Here is a 17,703-nt window from a genome sequence, read left to right as displayed (position 1 = left end):
CCCGGACCGCTGCGCGACGCCACCGCCGGCGAGGGGGGTCAACCCCGCATCAGCAGCCACTCCTGGAGCTCCACGATGTTGTCCTCGGGGTCCTTGAGGTGGGCGACCCGCATCCGGTCGGTCATCGGCGCGGGCCCGTGCAGGATCTCGGCGCCGCGCGCGACGATCTGCTCGCAGTACTCGTCCAGGTCGTCGACCCGCAGCACGACGAGGGACCGGTGCCCGTCCGGGGCGTCACTCAGATCGCCGATGACCTGCGCCATCAGCGCCCGGTCCTCGAGCCCGATGCCCGCGGAGCCCGCCGTGGGGCTGAACTTCTCGTACGGCCCGTCCTCCGCGCCCGACTGCGGCTTGAGGCCGAGCACGTCCGCGTAGAAGTGGTAACAGGCACGGAAGTCGGAGACGAGGAGTCTGACCTGGGCGAGTTCCACGCGTTCCCCTCAGGGGTTGATCAGGACCAGCGGCCGGTGCGGCCGAGAAGCAGCGCCGTCGCGGCGGTCCCCGCGGTCGACGTACGCAGAACGCTACGCCCGAGCCGGTACGGGCGCGCGCCCGCCTCGGCGAACGCGGCGAGCTCGTCGGGCGAGACACCGCCCTCCGGGCCGACCACGAGGACGATGTCCCCGGCCGTGGGCAGCTCCACCGTGGCGAGGGCGCCGCTGTCGCAGTCGCGGTCCTCGTGCAGTACGGCCGCGAAGTCCGCCCCGGCGAGCAGTGCCGCGACCTGCTTGGTCGACGCGGCGTCCGCGACGTCCGGGAAGCGCACCCGGCGGGACTGCTTGCCCGCCTCGCGCGCGGTGGCCCGCCACTTGCCGAGCGCCTTGGCGCCGCGGTCGCCCTTCCACTGCGTGATGCAGCGGGCGGCCTGCCACGGCACGATCGCGTCGACGCCGGTCTCCGTCATGGTCTCGACGGCGAGCTCGCCCCGGTCGCCCTTGGGCAGGGCCTGGACGACGGTGATCCTGGGTGCCTGCGCGGGCTCCTCCTGGGCGGGGCCCGCCGTGACGACGAGCCGGTCCTTGCCCTCGGCGGCCGCCACGACCGCCTCGGTCCAGCGCCCGCGACCGTCGGTCAGGACGACGTCCTCACCGGCGCGCAGCCGCTTCACGGACACCGCGTGCCGTCCCTCGGCCCCGTCGAGCACGAACGTTGTGGCGGACGGCACCTCGTCGACGACGAACACCGGCGCCGTCATGCGGCACCCTGCGCGCCCAACGCGTCCTTCGCCTCCGCGAGTTCCGCCGCGAGCACCTCGACGAGCCGGCCGGCGGGCAGCTCGCGGGCGAGCCGGTGGCCCTGCCCGGCCCACAGCGCCATCCCCTGCGGGTCCCCCGCCTTGGCGGCGGCCTTGCGCAGCGTCGACGTCATGTGGTGGATCTGGGGGTAGGCGGCGGGTGCGTACGGGCCGTGCTCGCGCATGAACCGGTTCACGAGGCCGCGCGCGGGGCGGCCCGAGAAGGCCCGGGTCAGCTCGGTCCGCACGAACAGCGGGTTCGTCATGGCCTGCTTGTGCAGGACGTTGGCGCCGGACTCGGGGCAGACCAGGAAGGCCGTGCCGAACTGCCCGGCGTCGGCGCCCGCGGCGAGCACGGCGGCGAGCTGTCCGCCGCGCATGAGTCCGCCGGTGGCGATGATCGGGATCTGTACGGCCTCGCGGACCTGGGCGATCAGCGCGATGAGTCCGATGCCGGATCCGTCGGCCTCCGGGTTGTCCCGGTGGGTGCCCTGGTGGCCGCCCGCCTCGATGCCCTGGACGCACACCGCGTCGGCGCCGGCCCGCTGGGCGGCCTGCGCCTCGTCCGCGGTGGTCACGGTGACGGCGGTGAGGGTGCCGACGCGGGCGAGGGAGTCGAGGACGTCACGGCTCGGGCAGCCGAAGGTGAAGGTGACGACCGGTACCGGGTCGTCGAGGAGGATGGCGAGCTTCGCGTCGAAGCCGTCGTCGAGGCCGCAGTCCGGGTCCCCGAGCTGCGTGTCGTACCAGGCGGCCTCACCGGCGAGCTGGCTGGCGTAGACGGCGACGGCCGCGGGGTCCGCGTACTCGGACTGCGGCATGAAGAGATTGACGCCGAACGGCTGGTTGGTCAGCCCCCGTACCTGCTTGATCTCCTGGTACATCCCGTCGGCGGTCTTGTACCCGGCGGCGAGGAATCCGAGCCCGCCGGCCTCCGACACGGCGGCGGCGAGCTGCGGACAGGAGGCACCGCCCGCCATGGGTGCCTGCACGATCGGATAGTGACAGAGACCGGTCAGCGTGGGGGACATGACCGCATCGTGCCACGTCCCCCGCATCGGACCGAATCGGCCCTTCCGCGTGGCATGTGCCACGCGTGATGCGGGGGACGTGGTCCCTGCTTCTTGCCTGCGCCGGGCTCGGTCAGCGCCCGTTGAACGCGTCCTTCAACCGCGAGAACAGCCCCTGCTGCCCCGGCTGGAACTGCCCCGTGGGCCGCTCCTCGCCGCGCAGCTTCGACAGCTCACGCAGTACCCGCTCCTGCTCCGGGTCCAGCTTGGTCGGCGTCAGGACCTCGACGTGCACGATGAGGTCACCGCGGCCGCCGCCGCGCAGGTGCGTGATGCCGCGCCCGTGCAGCGGGACCGACTGGCCGGACTGCGTGCCCGGCCGGATGTCGATCTCCTCCAGGCCGTCGAGCGTCTCCAGCGGCACCTTGGTGCCGAGCGCCGCGGCCGTCATCGGGATGGTGACGGTGCAGTGCAGATCGTCGCCGCGCCGCTGGAAGACGGGGTGCGCCAGCTCGTGGATCTCGACGTACAGGTCACCGGCAGGGCCACCGCCGGGGCCGACCTCGCCCTCGCCCGCGAGCTGGATCCGCGTGCCGTTGTCGACGCCGGCCGGGATCTTCACCGTGAGCGTGCGCCGCGAGCGGATGCGTCCGTCACCGGCGCACTCCGGGCACGGCGTCGGCACCACGGTGCCGAAGCCCTGGCACTGCGGGCACGGCCGCGACGTCATGACCTGGCCGAGGAAGGACCGCGTGACCTGGGACACCTCGCCGCGACCGCGGCACATGTCACAGGTCTGCGCGGACGTACCCGGCGCGGCACCCTCGCCGCTGCAGGTCGTACAGACGATGGCCGTGTCGACCTGAATGTCCTTGGTGGTCCCGAAGGCGGCCTCGTCCAGCTCGATCTCGAGCCGGATCATGGCGTCCTGGCCGCGGCGCGTGCGCGACCGGGGACCACGCTGGGACGCCGTTCCGAAGAACGCGTCCATGATGTCGGAGAAGTTCCCGAAGCCACCGGCGCCGAAGCCGCCGGCCCCGCCTCCGCCCGCCTGCGAGAGGGGGTCGCCGCCGAGGTCGTAGACCTGCTTCTTCTGCGGGTCCGACAACACCTCGTAGGCGGCGTTGATCTCCTTGAACCGCTCCTGTGTCTTCGGGTCCGGATTCACATCCGGGTGAAGCTCACGGGCCAGCCTGCGGAAGGCCTTCTTGATCTCGTCCTGGGAGGCGTCGCGGCGCACGCCGAGTACGGCGTAGTAGTCCGTGGCCACTTACGACTCCGCCAGGATCTGTCCGACGTAACGTGCCACTGCGCGTACTGCTCCCATCGTTCCCGGGTAATCCATGCGGGTCGGTCCGACCACGCCGAGTTTGGCGACTGCCTCGCTGCCCGAACCGTAGCCGACCGAGACCACGGAGGTGGAGCTGAGTCCCTCATGGGCGTTCTCGTGACCGATCCGTACGGCCATGCCCGAATCGTTTACCTCACCAAGGAGCTTGAGGAGCACGACCTGCTCCTCGAGGGCCTCGAGGACGGGCCGGATGGTGAGGGGAAAGTCATGTCCGAAGCGGGTGAGATTGGCGGTGCCGCCGATCATCAGCCGCTCCTCGGTCTCCTCGACGAGCGTCTCCAGGAGAGTGGAGAGCACCGTCGAGACCGTGCCGCGGTCCTCCGCGTCGAAGGACTCCGGCAGGTCCTGCACCAGCTGCGGGACGTCCGCGAAGCGGCGTCCCGCGACCCGGCTGTTGAGCCGGGCCCGCAGATCGGCGAGAGAGGTCTCGCCGAACGGCGCCGGGCAGTCGATCATCCGCTGCTCGACGCGCCCCGTGTCCGTGATCAGTACGAGCATCAGACGGGCGGCGGCGAGCGAGAGCAGTTCCACGTGGCGCACGGTGGACCGCGTCAGGGACGGGTACTGCACCACGGCGACCTGCCGCGTCAGCTGCGCGAGCAGCCGCACGGTCCGGCCGACGACGTCGTCGAGGTCGACGGCGCCGTCGAGGAAGTTCTGGATGGCGCGGCGCTCGGGCCCCGTCATCGGCTTGACCGCCGTCAGCTTGTCCACGAACAGGCGGTACCCCTTGTCGGTGGGGATCCGCCCGGCGCTCGTGTGGGGCTGGGCGATGAAGCCCTCCTCCTCGAGCGCCGCCATGTCGTTGCGCACCGTCGCCGGTGAGACGCCGAGGCTGTGCCGCTCGGTGAGCGCCTTGGAGCCGACCGGCTCCTCGGTCCCCACGTAGTCCTGGACGATGGCGCGCAGCACTTCGAGCCTGCGTTCACTGAGCATTCGCGCGCACCTCCAGCTGTGTCGTCCGCGGCTGGCACTCGGTGCGGCCGAGTGCCAATGGTCTCCGGGTCAGTGTACGGCCGGTGGGTACGGGCCCGGCAAGGGCGCTAGCGTCGGACCCATGGACGACCTGGACTGGAATGAGGTGGGCTGGGAGGAGCTGTCCGCTCGGGCGGGGCGGATCCGGCTGCCGGGCTGGGACTGCACGACGGGCCTTGTGGTGGGCGACGGGGCGGCGTTGCTGATCGACACGGGTTCCTCACTTCGCGAGGGCGCGGCGCTGCGGGCGGACACCCGGCGCCTCATCGGCCCGCACGCGCGCGTGACGCATATCGCGCTGACGCACCCCCATTTCGACCATGTTCTGGGCACGGCGGCGTTCGCCGGTGTCGAGGTGTACGGCGCCGCGGGCATCGACACCGTGTTCACGCGGGGCCGCGACGAACTGCGGGCGTCCGCGGTCGCGCACGGCGTGCCGCACGAGGAGGCGGCCGATGCGGTGGACGTGCTCGTCGTGCCGCACCACCGGGTGTGCGGGGAGTGGACGCTCGATCTGGGCGGCGGGCTCCAGGTGCTGCTCGCGAACGTGGGCCCGGCGCACAGCGGGCACGACCTGGCGGTCCTGGTGCCGGGCACGCCCGAGGTCGTCTTCTGCGGCGACCTGGTCGAGGAGTCGGGCCAGCCGCAGGCGGGCCCTGATGCGGTGCCGTCCCGTTGGCCGGCCGCTCTCGACCGGCTGCTGGAACTGGGCGGTGAAGACGCCGTGTACGTCCCCGGGCACGGAGCCGCGGTGAATGCGGAGTTTGTCCGTGCGCAGCGTGCCGCGCTGGCGGCGCGTTTCGGCGTGTCGTAACCGCACGGCAGTTCGTACTCCTATCGTCTGCACCATGCGCCAGTACTCCCCCGACTTCACCCCGCCGTGGAAGAAGCAGCAGGCCGCGCCCGAGGTGGCGGCGGACGTGGATCTCGTGGTCGAGGAGGTCACGACCGGGTTCTGCGGGGCGGTCGTCCGCTGCGAGAAGACGGCCCAGGGCCCGACGGTGACCCTGGAGGACCGCTTCGGCAAGCATCGGGTGTTCCCCATGGACCCGCGCGGCTTCCTGCTCGAAGGCCGGGTCGTCACCCTCGTACGTCCCGTGGCCGCAGCGCCCGTACGTCCCACGCGCACGGCCTCCGGGTCGGTCGCGGTCCCCGGGGCGCGGGCGCGGGTCGCGCGGGCCGGACGCATCTATGTGGAGGGCCGGCACGACGCGGAGCTGGTGGAGCGGGTCTGGGGCGACGACCTGCGCATCGAGGGCGTGGTCGTGGAGTACCTGGAGGGCGTCGACGACCTGCCCGCGATCGTCGCCGAATTCGCTCCGGGGCCGGACGCGCGGCTCGGCGTCCTCGTCGACCATCTGGTGCCCGGCTCGAAGGAGTCACGGATCGCGGCGCAGGTCACCGGCGAGCACGCGCTGGTCGTCGGCCACCCCTACATCGACGTGTGGGAGGCCGTGAAGCCGTCGGCCGTGGGCATCCGGGCGTGGCCCCGGGTGCCGCGCGGCCAGGACTGGAAGACGGGCGTGTGCCGGGCGCTCGGCTGGCCCGAGAACACCGGCGCGGCCTGGCAGCACATCCTGTCGCGGGTGCACAGCTACCGCGACCTGGAGCCCGAACTCCTGGGCAGGGTCGAGGAGTTGATCGACTTCGTGACGCTGCCCGCGGACCTGAGCTAGGGCCTTTCGTTCGGATCAGGCCCGATCAGGATGCGGCACCAGGCCCCGCGAGCCCGGCATGATCCAAACGAGAGGCCCGAGGGGCGCTCGGGGCCCGCCTCAGTCGACCAGGTCGCGCACGACCGCGTCGGCGAGGAGGCGGCCGCGCAGGGTGAGGACAGCGCGCCCGGACTCGTACGGCGCCGCTTCGAGCAGGCCGTCGGACAGGGCCCGGCCGGCGGCGGCGCGGCCCGCGGGCTTCAGGAGCGACAGCGGGCAGCCCTCCAGGAGGCGCAGCTCCAGCAGGATGCGCTCGACGCGCCGGTCCTCGTCCGAGAGGAGCTCGCGACCGGCGCCGGGCGAACGACCCTCCGCGAGGCGTCCGGCGTAGGCGCCCGGGTGCTTCACGTTCCACCAGCGCACCCCGCCGACGTGGCTGTGCGCGCCGGGGCCCGCGCCCCACCAGTCGGCGCCGCGCCAGTACAGCTCGTTGTGCAGGCAGCGCCCGGCGTCGGTGGTGGCCCAGTTCGACACTTCGTACCAGTCGAAGCCCGCCCCGCCGAGGACCTCGTCCGCGATCAGGTAGCGGTCCGCGTGGACGTCGTCGTCCGTCATCGGGACCTCGCCACGGCGGATGCGCCGGGCGAGCTGGGTGCCCTCCTCGACGATCAGCGCGTACGCCGACACATGGTCGGGCCCGGCGCCGATGGCCGCCTCCAGCGAGGCCCGCCAGTCGTCGTCGCTCTCGCCGGGGGTGCCGTAGATCAGGTCGAGGTTGACGTGGTCGAAGCCCGCGGCGCGCGCCTCGGCGACGCAGGCCTCGGGGCGGCCGGGGGTGTGGGTGCGGTCGAGGATCTTCAGGACGTGCTGCTTGGCGCTCTGCATGCCGAAGGAGATCCGGTTGAAGCCGCCCTCGCGGAGGGTCTCCAGGTAGGCGGGGCCGACGGACTCGGGGTTGGCCTCCGTCGTCACCTCGGCGTCGGGCGCGAGCCCGAACTCGTCACGGATCGCCCCGAGCATGCGCACGAGGTCGTCGGCCGCGAGGAGCGTCGGGGTCCCGCCGCCGACGAACACGGTCCGCACCTGGCGCGGGTCGTCGCCGAGAACCTTGCGGGCGAGACGGACCTCGTCGACGAGGGTGTCCGCGTAGTTGTCACGCGAGGCGAGCACACCGCCGGAGCCGCGCAGCTCGGTCGCGGTGTACGTGTTGAAGTCGCAGTAGCCGCAGCGCGTGGCGCAGTACGGGACATGCAGATAGAACCCGAGGGGCCGCTCCGCCGCCCCGGCCAGGGCGGAGGCGGGCAACGCGCCGTCATCGGGGACGGGCTCACCGTCGGGAAGTGCGGAAGGCATGGACCTATTGTCCCGCAGCCGCGAGGTAGTCCCGCCGGTCGCGGCCGTGAGGACTTACCGGGCCTGCAGTACCAGCAGGGCCAGGTCGTCGTCCGGTGGGCTTTCGGAGAATTCGTGGACCAGGCGTCTGATCCGTTCGGCGAGCAGAGGTGCGGTGAGGCCCGTGCAGCCGGCGAGGGCGTGGGAGAGGCCGTCGCCGTCGTCGAACTGCCGGTGCCCGTCCCGGCGCTCCGTCACCCCGTCCGTGACGCACAGGAGGGTGTCGCCGTCGTGGAGGACGAGGCTCTCGCTGGTATAGCCGGGATCGTCGACGACGCCGAGGAGCACCTGGGGCTCGGCGGCGCACTCGACCAGGCCGTCGGGCCGCAGCAGGAGCGGCAGCGGGTGTCCGGCGGAGGCCAGGGTGCAGCGCATCCCGTCCCCGATGGGCACCAGCTCCCCGTAGAGCAAGGAGAGGAAGCGGGGCGCGCCCTCGGGTGTGAGGCCCTCGCCGCCGGCGGCGGCGAGCGCGCGGGCAGCCGCGTCGGCCGCCTCCGTGGCGTCGTCGAGGAGGAGCCGGTTGAGCCGGTCGAGGACCTCGGCGACCTGGTACCCCTCGCGGGCGAGCAGCCGCAGCCAGGGCCGGGCGAGGCCGATGACGACGGCTGCCTCGGGGCCCTTTCCCTGGACGTCGCCGAGCGCGAAGCACCAGCGGCCGTCGCCGGCGGGGAACACGTCGTAGAAGTCGCCGCCGGGGCCGCCCGCGTCGCGCGGCTCGTACACGAGCGCGGACTCGATGCCGGGGATCTGCGCGACGGCGGAGGGCAGCAGTCCGCGCTGGAGGATGCGGCTGATGGTGGCCTGCCGGGTGTAGCGGCGGGCCGCGCTGACGGCGAGGGCGACGCGGCGGGCGAAGTCCTCGACGAGGCCGGTGACCTCGTCGGGGAAGCGCGTCAGGCCGGCCCGTCCGATGAGAAGGGTGCCCACCGCGCGACCACCCGCGCTGAGGCGGTAGGCGAGCGCGGCGCCCGCCGGGTCGCCGCCGCGGCTCTCGAAGGGCCACGGCACGGGGACGGCCGCGCTCCGCGCCGCGTCGGTGGGCTGCGGCGGGTCCTTCTCCAAGATCTTGCGGAGCTCCTCCATGCGGTTCTCACTGGTGTGCCAGACGCGGGCGAGGCGGGGCGTGGCGAGGGCGCCGGTGCCGCGGCCCACGCGGTCGGCGGTGCCCCGGTCGGGCCTGCCGTCCTCGTCGTCGAGCCAGACGGCGCACCAGTCGGCCATGCGCGGCACCAGCATCTGTCCGGCGAGCGAGGCGACCTGGTCCTCGTCGAGCTGTCCGGCGAGCAGGTCGGAGGCCTCGGCGAGGAAGGAGAGCGCACCGCGGTTGACCCAGTCCTGGTCATGGGGGAAGCGGCGCGGCGTGGGAGCCAGTATTTCCGCGGAGCGCAGCCCGCGCTGAAAGGTTCTTGCGCCGGGGTGCGCCTCCGGGGCGTCGCCGCCCCGGCCGGCTTCGTCGACGGGGAGGCGGGCCCAGACGGTCTTGGTGCCGGGCTGGTACGTGATGCCCCAGGCGTCGGAGAGAGAGGCCACGAGGCGCAGCCCGCGCCCGCACTCGGGGGTGTCGGGGCCCATGTCGATGCGGTCGCTGCGGACGGCGCGGGCGGGGTGATGGTCGGAGACCTCGATGACGAGGGCGGCGGGCGCGCAGGCGCCTTCCGGGTCGTCGGGGTGCCCGGTTTCGAGGCGGCACAGCAGCTCGACATTGGTGCCTGCGTGGACCACAGCGTTCGTGACGAGTTCGCTGAGTACGACCACGGCGTCGTCGGTGAGCCGGTCGCCGCCGCCGGACGTGGTGGTCAGGCCGAGCTCGGCCCAGTCGGCGAGAGCACCCCGTACGAAGCGGCGCGCCGCAGCCGGGGCCAGCGGGTTTCCGGGCAGCGAGGTCCGCACGACGGCCGGTGCTCCCGGGGGACGGGAGGGCTCGTCGGTGGCGTACGTGGTCTCCCGTTGCAGCGGAATGGACCCCACGGTGCGGCTCCTGAGCAGTTCGGGCAAAGACGCCTCAGGCGACACGGACAGAGTGACAGACCGGCCCCGTCCATAAGCACCGAGTTATCGAAGTGGGCCACCATGAGCGCGAACAGTGCTACGCGTGTTCAGGATCCGGGCCGGATCGAGGCCACCGAACTGCGTGCGCTTCTCGCCGCGATGACGTCGGCGCGGGACGGCGACTTCACCCAGGCCCCGGAGACCGGGGAGGGCCTGGCGGCCGAACTCGGCGCGATGTTCAACCAGATCATGGACCGCAGTCGGCACTGCAACGCCGAACTGACGCGTGTGTGCGGCGGGAGATCGCGCGGCACGAGGGGGTTCGCCGAGCTGACGGCCCGCCTGTCCGCCGTCGAACGCGAACTGACGGCCGGCACCCGGACGGACGGCGCCGAACTGCGCCGTCAGGTGACACAGATGGAGGAGCTGTTAAGCGAGATGCGCCGCGGCCGCACACCGTAGTGGCAGGCCGCGACGCATCCCTCAAGCGGTGACGCGGGACGTCACTTCTCGCGTGAACCCGCGTACATCTCGTCGATCAGGTGCCCGGCTGCAAGCTCCCGGGGGGACGACCCCCGCACCCCCAGCCGAGCCCGCCCCAGACCGCCGCACCGTCGGCGCCCCCAACCGCGGGGACGAGCGCGCCGGAGCCGGCGACGCAGGCACGCAACCGGCCACCGACCCCCACACAAACCCGGCCCACTTCTCGCGTGAACCCGGCCTACTTCTCGCGTGAACCCGCGTACATCTCGTCGATCAGGTGCCCGTACTCGCGCTCGACGACCGGCCGCTTCAGCTTCAGGCTCGGGGTCAGCTCGCCGTGCTCGATGTCGAGGTCGCGCGGCAGGAGCTTGAACTTCTTGATGGTCTGCCACTTCTGGAGGCCCAGGTTGAGCTCCTTGACGTAGCCCTCGACCAGTTCGACCGTGGCGGGGGCCGCGACCACATCGGCGTACGACTTGCCCTCCAGGCCGTTGTCCTTGGCCCACTCCAGGATGGACGGCTCGTCGAGAGCGATGAGCGCCGTGCAGAAGTTCCGGTCGGCGCCGTGCACCAGGATGTTCGAGACGTACGGGCAGACGGCCTTGAACTGGCCCTCGACCTCGGCGGGCGCGATGTACTTGCCGCCCGACGTCTTGATCAAGTCCTTCTTGCGGTCGGTGATCTTGAGGTAGCCGTCGGGCGACAGCTCACCGATGTCGCCGGTGTGGAACCAGCCGTCGGACTCCAGGACCTCGGTCGTCTTCTCGGGCAGCCCGTGGTAGCCCTGCATGACGCCGGGGCCACGCAGCAGGATCTCGCCGTCGTCCGCGATCCGCACCTCCGTGCCGGGCAGCGGCTTGCCGACCGTGCCGGTGCGGTACGCCTCACCGGGGTTGACGAAGGACGCGGCGGAGGTCTCCGTGAGGCCGTAGCCCTCCAGGATGTGCACGCCCGCGCCGGCGAAGAAGTAGCCGATCTCGGGGGCGAGCGCGGCGGAGCCGGAGACGCAGGCGCGCAGCCGGCCGCCGAACGCCTCACGCAGCTTCGAGTAGACGAGCGCGTCGGCGACCTTGTGCTTGGCGCCGAGCGCGAACGGCACCGAGGCCGAACCGGTCCTGCGGAAGTTGTCCTGGCTTGCCTTCGCGTACTCGCGCGCGACCTCGGCGGCCCACTGGAAGATCTTGTACTTGGCGCCGCCGCCGGCCCGCGCCTTGGCCGCGACCCCGTTGTAGACCTTCTCGAAGATGCGCGGCACCGCGGCCATGTACGTCGGCTGCACGACGGGCAGGTTCGCGATGATCTTGTCCACGCGGCCGTCGACGGCGGTGACGTGCCCGACCTCGATCTGCCCGGAGGTGAGGACCTTGCCGAAGACGTGCGCGAGGGGCAGCCACAGGTACTGCACGTCGTCCGGGCCCACCAGGCCGGTCGAGGCGATGGCCTTCGCCATGTACGACCAGTTGTCCTGCGGGAGGCGCACGCCCTTGGGCCGGCCGGTGGTGCCGGAGGTGTAGATCAGGGTCGCAAGCTGGTCCGCGGTGATCGCGCCGACCTTCTCCTTGATCAGGTCCGGGTTCTTCTCCAGGTGGGCGGCGCCGCGCTTCTCCAGGTCGGCGAGCGTGAGCACCCAGCCTTCGGGGTCCGCGGCGTCCGGCTCGACCCCGGCCTCGTCGATGACGACGACATGGGCGAGGTCGGGCAGGTCGGCCCGGCGCTCGCGGGCCTTGGCCAGCTGCGCCGCGTCCTCGGCGATCAGGACCTTGCTGTCCGAGTCCGCGAGGATGAACCCCGACTCCTCGGCGTTGGTCTGCGGGTAGACGGTGGTCGTGGCGGCGCCCGCGCACAGGATGCCGAGGTCGGCCAGGATCCACTCGACCCGCGTGGAGGAGGCGAGCGCGACCCGCTCCTCCGGCCGGACGCCGAGCTCGATGAGGCCGGCCGCGATGGCGTAGACCCGCGCCGAGGCCTGCGCCCAGCTCAGCGACTTCCACTCCTCGGGGCCCTCACCGGAGGCCGATGGCACCGGGTAGCGGTAGGCCTCGGTATCCGGCGTGGCCGCCACGCGCTCCAGGAAGAGGGCCGCCACGGACGGCGGACGGTTCTCGATCAGGGTCTGTGTGTCGCTCACGACGTCCTCCGGGGGCCCGCGGCAGCGCGGCGAGACTGGGCGCGGCTGGCTGTTGGCGGCTGTTGTTTAACTGGCGAGTAACTACCGAGCAGTGATCAGAGTAGAGCGCAGTCGCCCGGTGCGTAAGGGGCCGCAGCCTGTCACTTCTTGTCGACAGCCGCTGTACACACGGCCCCCACAAAAGACCCGCACAACAATGCCGGGAAATCAAGAGGCCCGCCGCACTGACGCGCGACGGGCCCCGGACCGCTGTGACGCGGCCTACTTCTTCTTCGAGCCGCTGTCGTCGCTGGAGAGCACGGCGATGAAGGCTTCCTGCGGCACCTCGACGGAGCCGACCATCTTCATGCGCTTCTTGCCCTCCTTCTGCTTCTCGAGCAGCTTGCGCTTACGGGAGATGTCACCGCCGTAGCACTTGGCGAGGACGTCCTTGCGGATGGCGCGGATCGTCTCTCGGGCGATGACCCGGGAGCCGATGGCGGCCTGGATCGGCACCTCGAAGGCCTGCCGCGGGATGAGCTCGCGCAGCTTGGCGACCAGCCGCACGCCGTACGCGTACGCCGCGTCCTTGTGCGTGACCGCGGAGAAGGCGTCGACCTTGTCGCCGTGCAGCAGGATGTCGACCTTGACCAGGCTGGAGTCCTGCTCGCCGGTGGGCTCGTAGTCCAGGGACGCGTAGCCGCGCGTCTTGGACTTCAGCTGGTCGAAGAAGTCGAAGACGATCTCCGCGAGCGGCAGCGTGTAGCGGATCTCGACGCGGTCCTCGGAGAGGTAGTCCATGCCGAGCAGCGTTCCGCGACGGGTCTGGCAGAGCTCCATGATCGAGCCGATGAACTCGCTGGGGGCGAGGATCGTGGCGCGCACGACCGGCTCGAAGACCTTGTCGATCTTGCCTTCGGGGAACTCGCTCGGGTTGGTGACCGTGTGCTCGCTGCCGTCCTCCATGGCCACGCGGTAAACCACGTTGGGCGCGGTGGCGATGAGGTCGAGCCCGAACTCGCGCTCCAGGCGCTCACGGATCACGTCGAGGTGGAGCAGGCCGAGGAAGCCGACGCGGAAGCCGAAGCCGAGGGCGGCCGAGGTCTCCGGCTCGTAGACGAGCGCGGCATCGTTGAGCTGCAGCTTGTCGAGGGCCTCGCGCAGGTCCGGGTACTCCGAGCCGTCCAGCGGATAGAGGCCCGAGAAGACCATCGGCTTCGGGTCCTTGTAGCCGCCGAGCGCCACGGTGGCGCCGTTGTGCAGGGAGGTGATCGTGTCACCGACCTTGGACTGACGGACGTCCTTCACGCCGGTGATGATGTAGCCCACCTCACCGACGCCGATGCCGTCGGCCGGGGTCATCTCCGGAGAGGAGACACCGATCTCGAGCAGCTCGTGGGTGGCGCCGGTGGACATCATCCGGATCCGCTCACGCTTGTTGAGCTGGCCGTCGACGACTCGTACGTACGTCACGACGCCGCGGTAGGAGTCGTACACGGAGTCGAAGATCATCGCTCGGGCGGGCGCGTCGGCGACGCCGACCGGGGCCGGGATCTCGGCGACGACCTTGTCGAGCAGCGCCTCGACGCCCATGCCGGTCTTCGCGGAGACCTTCAGCACGTCCTCCGGCTCGCAGCCGATGAGGTTCGCGAGCTCCTCGGAGAACTTCTCGGGCTGGGCGGCCGGCAGGTCGATCTTGTTGAGAACCGGGATGATCTTGAGGTCGTTCTCCATCGCCAGATAGAGGTTGGCGAGAGTCTGCGCCTCGATGCCCTGGGCCGCGTCGACGAGCAGGACCGTGCCCTCACAGGCCGCGAGGGACCGCGAGACCTCGTACGTGAAGTCCACGTGCCCCGGGGTGTCGATCATGTTGAGGATGTGGGTTTTGCCCGGGTCCTCGCTCGGGGCCCAGGGCAGACGCACCGCCTGGGACTTGATCGTGATGCCGCGCTCGCGCTCGATGTCCATCCGGTCGAGGTACTGAGCACGCATCTGCCGCTGCTCGACCACACCGGTCAGCTGGAGCATCCGGTCGGCGAGCGTGGACTTGCCGTGGTCGATGTGCGCGATGATGCAGAAATTGCGGATCAGAGCCGGGGCAGTACGGCTCGGCGCGGGCACATTGTTAGGGGTCGCGGGCACGCAGGGTCCTGTCTCTTGAGGCGCCTGTCGCCTCGGGTCGGATCTATACGTAGGTTCCATGGTCCCACGGACGCGGGGCTGCGCCCGGTTTGGGCCGCTCGGAGCACGGCTGGTAACGTTGACAGCTGTGTCTCATGCCCTCTCAGCACGAGACACCTCAAGAGAAATCACCGGCACGTGGGCGTGAGCTCGCGTGCCTGAACCTGAAAAGGCTCATTTCGTGGCGAACATCAAGTCCCAGATCAAGCGGATCAAGACCAACGAGAAGGCTCGGCAGCGCAACAAGGCTGTCAAGTCCTCCCTCAAGACCGCGATCCGCAAGGCCCGCGAGGCCGTTGCCGCGGGTGACACCCAGAAGGCCGAGGAGCTGACGCGCGAGGCTTCGCGCAAGCTCGACAAGGCCGTCTCCAAGGGCGTCATCCACAAGAACCAGGCCGCCAACAAGAAGTCGGCGCTTGCTTCCAAGGCTTCTTCCCTCAAGGGCTGAGTACCCACTCCCTCACGGGACGGGCACTCCTTTGATGTGATCGCCGGACGGACCCGAGCGGGCCCTCTCTCTCCGCTCCCGGCCGGCACCCCGGATCTGCACGCGACTGCGTTCGCCACGCGGGTGCGGATCCATCGAGCTTGAACCTGAGACCCCGCACGGCTGTCCTTCCCCAGGACAGCTGGGCGGGGTTTTGGCGTGTGTGAGGGGCTGCGCTTGGCAGGAAGCGGGGGGCTGCGCGTGGCAGGAGGCGGGGGGCTGCGCGTGGCAGGCTGCGCGTGGCAGGAGGCGGGGCTGCGCATGGCGGCGAGGGCCCCGCGTGGGCCGGAGCTTGCGCGGGCCGGAGCTCGCGGGGGCCGGGGCCCGCGTGAACCGGGGGCTTGCGTGAACCGGGGGCTTGCGGGTGTGAGGTGGCCGTCGGGCTGTGTGGCTCAGCCGCGGCGGGAGCGGGCGGCCCTTGCGATGGTGACCACGGCCTTCTCGAGGGCGTACTCGGGATCGTCCCCACCGCCCTTGACGCCCGCGTCGGCCTCGGCGACGGCCCGCAGCGCGACGGCCACACCGTCCGGCGTCCAGCCGCGCATCTGCTGGCGCACCCGGTCGATCTTCCACGGCGGCATCCCCAGCTCACGGGCGAGATCAGCGGGCCGGCCGCCGCGTGCCGACGAGAGCTTGCCGATGGCGCGGACCCCCTGCGCGAGCGCGCTGGTGATCAGCACGGGCGCCACCCCGGTCGACAACGACCACCGCAGCGCCTCCAGCGCCTCCGCGGCACGGCCCTCGACGGCCCGGTCGGCGACGGTGAAGCTGGAGGCCTCCGCCCGGCCCGTGTAGTACCGCGCGACGACCGCCTCGTCGATGGTGCCCTCGACGTCCGCGCCGAGCTGCGTGACGGCGGACGCCAGCTCCCGCAGATCACTGCCGATCGAGTCGACCAGGGCCTGGCACGCCTCAGGCGTCGCAGAACGGCCGATCGCCCGGAACTCGCTGCGCACGAACGCCAACCGGTCCGCGGGCTTGGTCATCTTGGGGCAGGCGACCTCGCGGGCCCCCGCCTTGCGGGCCGCGTCGAGCAGCCCCTTGCCCTTGGCGCCGCCGGCGTGCAGCAGCACCAGCGTGATCTCCTCGGCGGGCGCCGCGAAGTAGCCCTTCACGTCCTTGATCGTGTCGGCCGAGAGGTCCTGCGCATTGCGTACGACCACGACCTTGCGCTCGGCGAAGAGCGACGGGCTGGTCAGCTCGGCGAGCGTGCCGGGCTGAAGCTGGTCGGACGTGAGGTCACGCACATCCGTGTCCGCGTCGGCGGCGCGAGCGGCAGCCACCACCTGCTGCACGGCGCGGTCGAGCAGCAGGTCCTCCTGCCCCACGGCGAGGGTGACAGGGGCGAGCACATCGTCTGTTGCAGTCTTCCTGGCCATCGCGGTCAAGCATCCCACGCGGCACTGACAACGCCCGCCGTGCCGGAGAATGGCCAGGTGACCGACGCTCGACATGTACTGGTGCTCCCCGACCGCGACGCCGCGGAGGAGGTGGCCGAGGAGCTTCCCGACCGGTTCGGCGTCGCCGAGGAGCCCCAGCTCGTACGCGACGCGCTGGCCGGTGAGGACGACGCCGAGGACGCCCAGTGGCTCGTGGTGATCGAGGACCCCACCGGCCGCCTCGACCCCGCCTCACTCGACGAATTCGCCGCGGAGCACGAGGGCTGGCTCGAGGCGCCTTAGCCGCGGCGTCATCAGGGCAGCGGCATCGGGGCAGTGGCTCGGGTCGGCGTCATCGGGACGGCGGTTGAGGGCTGACCTTCGAGGGCTGACCTTCGAGGATGCTGCGGGGGCGTCAGCCCTTCGGGACGATCTGGATGTCGAGCTCGATCTTCACGCTGGAGCCGACCGCCGCGATCCCCCGGGCCAGCATCGTCTGCCAGTTGACCGTGAAGTCGTCGCGGTGCAGCTCCGTGGTGGCCCGGCAGGCGGCCCGGGTCTCCCCCTCCATGCCGTTGCCCAGGCCCAGATACTCCGCGTCGAGCGTGACCGTGCGGGTCACCCCGTGCAGCGAGAGCGCGCCGGTGATCGCCCAGCGGCTGCCGCCCTTGTGCACGAACCGTTCGCTGTAGAACTCGAGCGTCGGGAACTGGTCCACGTCGAGAAAGTCGGCCGACCTGAGATGGTCGTCGCGCATCTTCACGTTCGTGTCGATGGACGACGCGTCGATGACCACATGCATCGCGGACCGCTCGACCCGCTCGGCGATGCGCAGCGCGCCCGCGAACGTGTTGAACCGGCCGTGGATCCGCGCCAGTCCGATGTGCCGCGCCGTGAACCCGACCGACGAGTGCATCGCCTCGATCTCCCAGTCCCCGGCGTCGGGCAGGGCAGGCGGCTGGGCGACCTGGAGCATGACGTCGCCGAGCGAGGAGTGCGCGCTCTCGCCGACCGAAGCGTTTCCCCGGTACGGCGTGTAGCCCTCCGCCGTGACCGCGAGCCGGTAGTCACCGGCGGGCACGGCTGCGACGAACGAGCCGAACGGGTCGGCCCCGCCACTCACGACCGTGCGCCCCATGGCGTCGCTCACCGCGAACTCGGCGCCGCGCACCGGCTCGTTGACGGGGTCGAGTACGCGGCAGCTGACGAATCCCGCACCGGGCGGCACGCTCATCCCCGCGAGGGGACTTGTTCGTTGAGCCCGGTTCGTACGGTTTCCCAGCCAGCGGCCGACCATGTGCGAGACACCCCAGTGAAGCTTGAACACCATCAACGAAGATGCATTCGACCATCGTTGCGGCATTCGGGGCAACACGGGCCCACATCCCGGGAATGCCAGAGACTGCTACCGCCCGTACGGAGATGCCTGAATTAGTCATTCCGCTTACCATTTCGCCAGC

At 71.2% G+C, this 17,703-nt stretch carries 16 protein-coding genes; 5 read left to right on the top strand and 11 right to left on the bottom strand.

Features of this window, described 5'->3' with window-relative positions:
- Positions 1 to 38: 38 nt before the first annotated feature.
- The 5 genes from OG574_RS30395 to hrcA form a co-directional block, all read right to left on the bottom strand.
- Complete coding sequence (locus OG574_RS30395) at positions 39 to 431, bottom strand: VOC family protein (protein WP_326775804.1); 393 nt, start codon at positions 429 to 431, stop codon at positions 39 to 41.
- Positions 432 to 451: 20 nt separating this feature from the next.
- Positions 452 to 1,195 carry a 16S rRNA (uracil(1498)-N(3))-methyltransferase gene (locus OG574_RS30390; protein ID WP_326775803.1) on the bottom strand — a complete coding sequence of 248 codons (744 nt, stop codon included), beginning with the start codon at positions 1,193 to 1,195 and terminating at the stop codon, positions 452 to 454.
- A complete protein-coding gene (locus tag OG574_RS30385; protein ID WP_326775802.1) occupies positions 1,192 to 2,265 on the bottom strand; it encodes a nitronate monooxygenase in 1,074 nt (357 codons plus the stop codon). The genes OG574_RS30390 and OG574_RS30385 overlap by 4 nt, the downstream gene beginning before the upstream one ends.
- A 112-nt stretch (positions 2,266 to 2,377) precedes the next feature.
- The gene (gene dnaJ / locus OG574_RS30380) at positions 2,378 to 3,514 is read right to left on the bottom strand and encodes a molecular chaperone DnaJ (protein WP_100594253.1); all 1,137 of its coding nucleotides are present in this window, start codon (positions 3,512 to 3,514) and stop codon (positions 2,378 to 2,380) included.
- Complete coding sequence (gene hrcA, locus OG574_RS30375) at positions 3,515 to 4,531, bottom strand: heat-inducible transcriptional repressor HrcA (RefSeq protein WP_100594252.1); 1,017 nt, start codon at positions 4,529 to 4,531, stop codon at positions 3,515 to 3,517.
- A gap of 121 nt (positions 4,532 to 4,652) precedes the next feature.
- Here hrcA and OG574_RS30370 point away from each other — a divergent pair, with 121 nt between their 5' ends.
- Positions 4,653 to 5,384: an MBL fold metallo-hydrolase gene (locus OG574_RS30370; RefSeq protein WP_326775801.1), complete on the top strand. Its 732-nt coding sequence runs from the start codon at positions 4,653 to 4,655 to the stop codon at positions 5,382 to 5,384.
- Between the two features lie 34 nt (positions 5,385 to 5,418).
- A complete protein-coding gene (locus OG574_RS30365; protein ID WP_326775800.1) occupies positions 5,419 to 6,246 on the top strand; it encodes a DUF3097 domain-containing protein in 828 nt (275 codons plus the stop codon).
- Between the two features lie 99 nt (positions 6,247 to 6,345).
- On the opposite strand, the gene hemW is transcribed toward OG574_RS30365, so the two are convergent.
- Both hemW and OG574_RS30355 read right to left on the bottom strand, forming a co-directional pair.
- Complete coding sequence (gene hemW, locus OG574_RS30360) at positions 6,346 to 7,578, bottom strand: radical SAM family heme chaperone HemW (protein WP_326775799.1); 1,233 nt, start codon at positions 7,576 to 7,578, stop codon at positions 6,346 to 6,348.
- A 54-nt stretch (positions 7,579 to 7,632) separates the two neighbouring features.
- Positions 7,633 to 9,585 carry an ATP-binding SpoIIE family protein phosphatase gene (locus OG574_RS30355; RefSeq protein WP_326775798.1) on the bottom strand — a complete coding sequence of 651 codons (1,953 nt, stop codon included), beginning with the start codon at positions 9,583 to 9,585 and terminating at the stop codon, positions 7,633 to 7,635.
- 102 nt (positions 9,586 to 9,687) lie between these two features.
- On the opposite strand from OG574_RS30355, the gene OG574_RS30350 reads away from it, so the two are divergent.
- Positions 9,688 to 10,068 carry a hypothetical protein gene (locus OG574_RS30350; protein ID WP_326775797.1) on the top strand — a complete coding sequence of 127 codons (381 nt, stop codon included), beginning with the start codon at positions 9,688 to 9,690 and terminating at the stop codon, positions 10,066 to 10,068.
- A gap of 259 nt (positions 10,069 to 10,327) precedes the next feature.
- On the opposite strand, the gene OG574_RS30345 is transcribed toward OG574_RS30350, so the two are convergent.
- On the bottom strand, positions 10,328 to 12,217 hold the full coding sequence (locus OG574_RS30345) for an AMP-dependent synthetase/ligase (protein WP_326775796.1): 1,890 nt from the start codon (positions 12,215 to 12,217) through the stop codon (positions 10,328 to 10,330).
- Positions 12,218 to 12,478: 261 nt separating this feature from the next.
- Positions 12,479 to 14,338, bottom strand: a complete 1,860-nt coding sequence (gene lepA, locus OG574_RS30340) for a translation elongation factor 4 (protein ID WP_326775795.1) — start codon at positions 14,336 to 14,338, stop codon at positions 12,479 to 12,481.
- 220 nt (positions 14,339 to 14,558) lie between these two features.
- Between lepA and rpsT the strand changes: the two genes are divergently transcribed.
- Positions 14,559 to 14,825 (top strand): 30S ribosomal protein S20, encoded by a 267-nt coding sequence (gene rpsT / locus OG574_RS30335; RefSeq protein ID WP_100594244.1) that lies wholly within the window; start codon positions 14,559 to 14,561, stop codon positions 14,823 to 14,825.
- 431 nt (positions 14,826 to 15,256) lie between these two features.
- On the opposite strand, the gene holA is transcribed toward rpsT, so the two are convergent.
- A complete protein-coding gene (gene holA / locus OG574_RS30330) occupies positions 15,257 to 16,243 on the bottom strand; it encodes a DNA polymerase III subunit delta (protein ID WP_116513029.1) in 987 nt (328 codons plus the stop codon).
- Between the two features lie 57 nt (positions 16,244 to 16,300).
- Between holA and OG574_RS30325 the strand changes: the two genes are divergently transcribed.
- Positions 16,301 to 16,546, top strand: a complete 246-nt coding sequence (locus OG574_RS30325; RefSeq protein ID WP_326775794.1) for a hypothetical protein — start codon at positions 16,301 to 16,303, stop codon at positions 16,544 to 16,546.
- 112 nt (positions 16,547 to 16,658) lie between these two features.
- On the opposite strand, the gene OG574_RS30320 is transcribed toward OG574_RS30325, so the two are convergent.
- A complete protein-coding gene (locus OG574_RS30320) occupies positions 16,659 to 17,540 on the bottom strand; it encodes a YceI family protein (protein ID WP_326778676.1) in 882 nt (293 codons plus the stop codon).
- Between the last annotated feature and the right edge of the window lie 163 nt (positions 17,541 to 17,703).

Source organism: Streptomyces sp. NBC_01445 (genome assembly GCF_035918235.1).
Lineage (GTDB): Bacteria > Actinomycetota > Actinomycetes > Streptomycetales > Streptomycetaceae > Streptomyces.
This window is presented reverse-complemented; position numbering and strand designations above follow the sequence as displayed.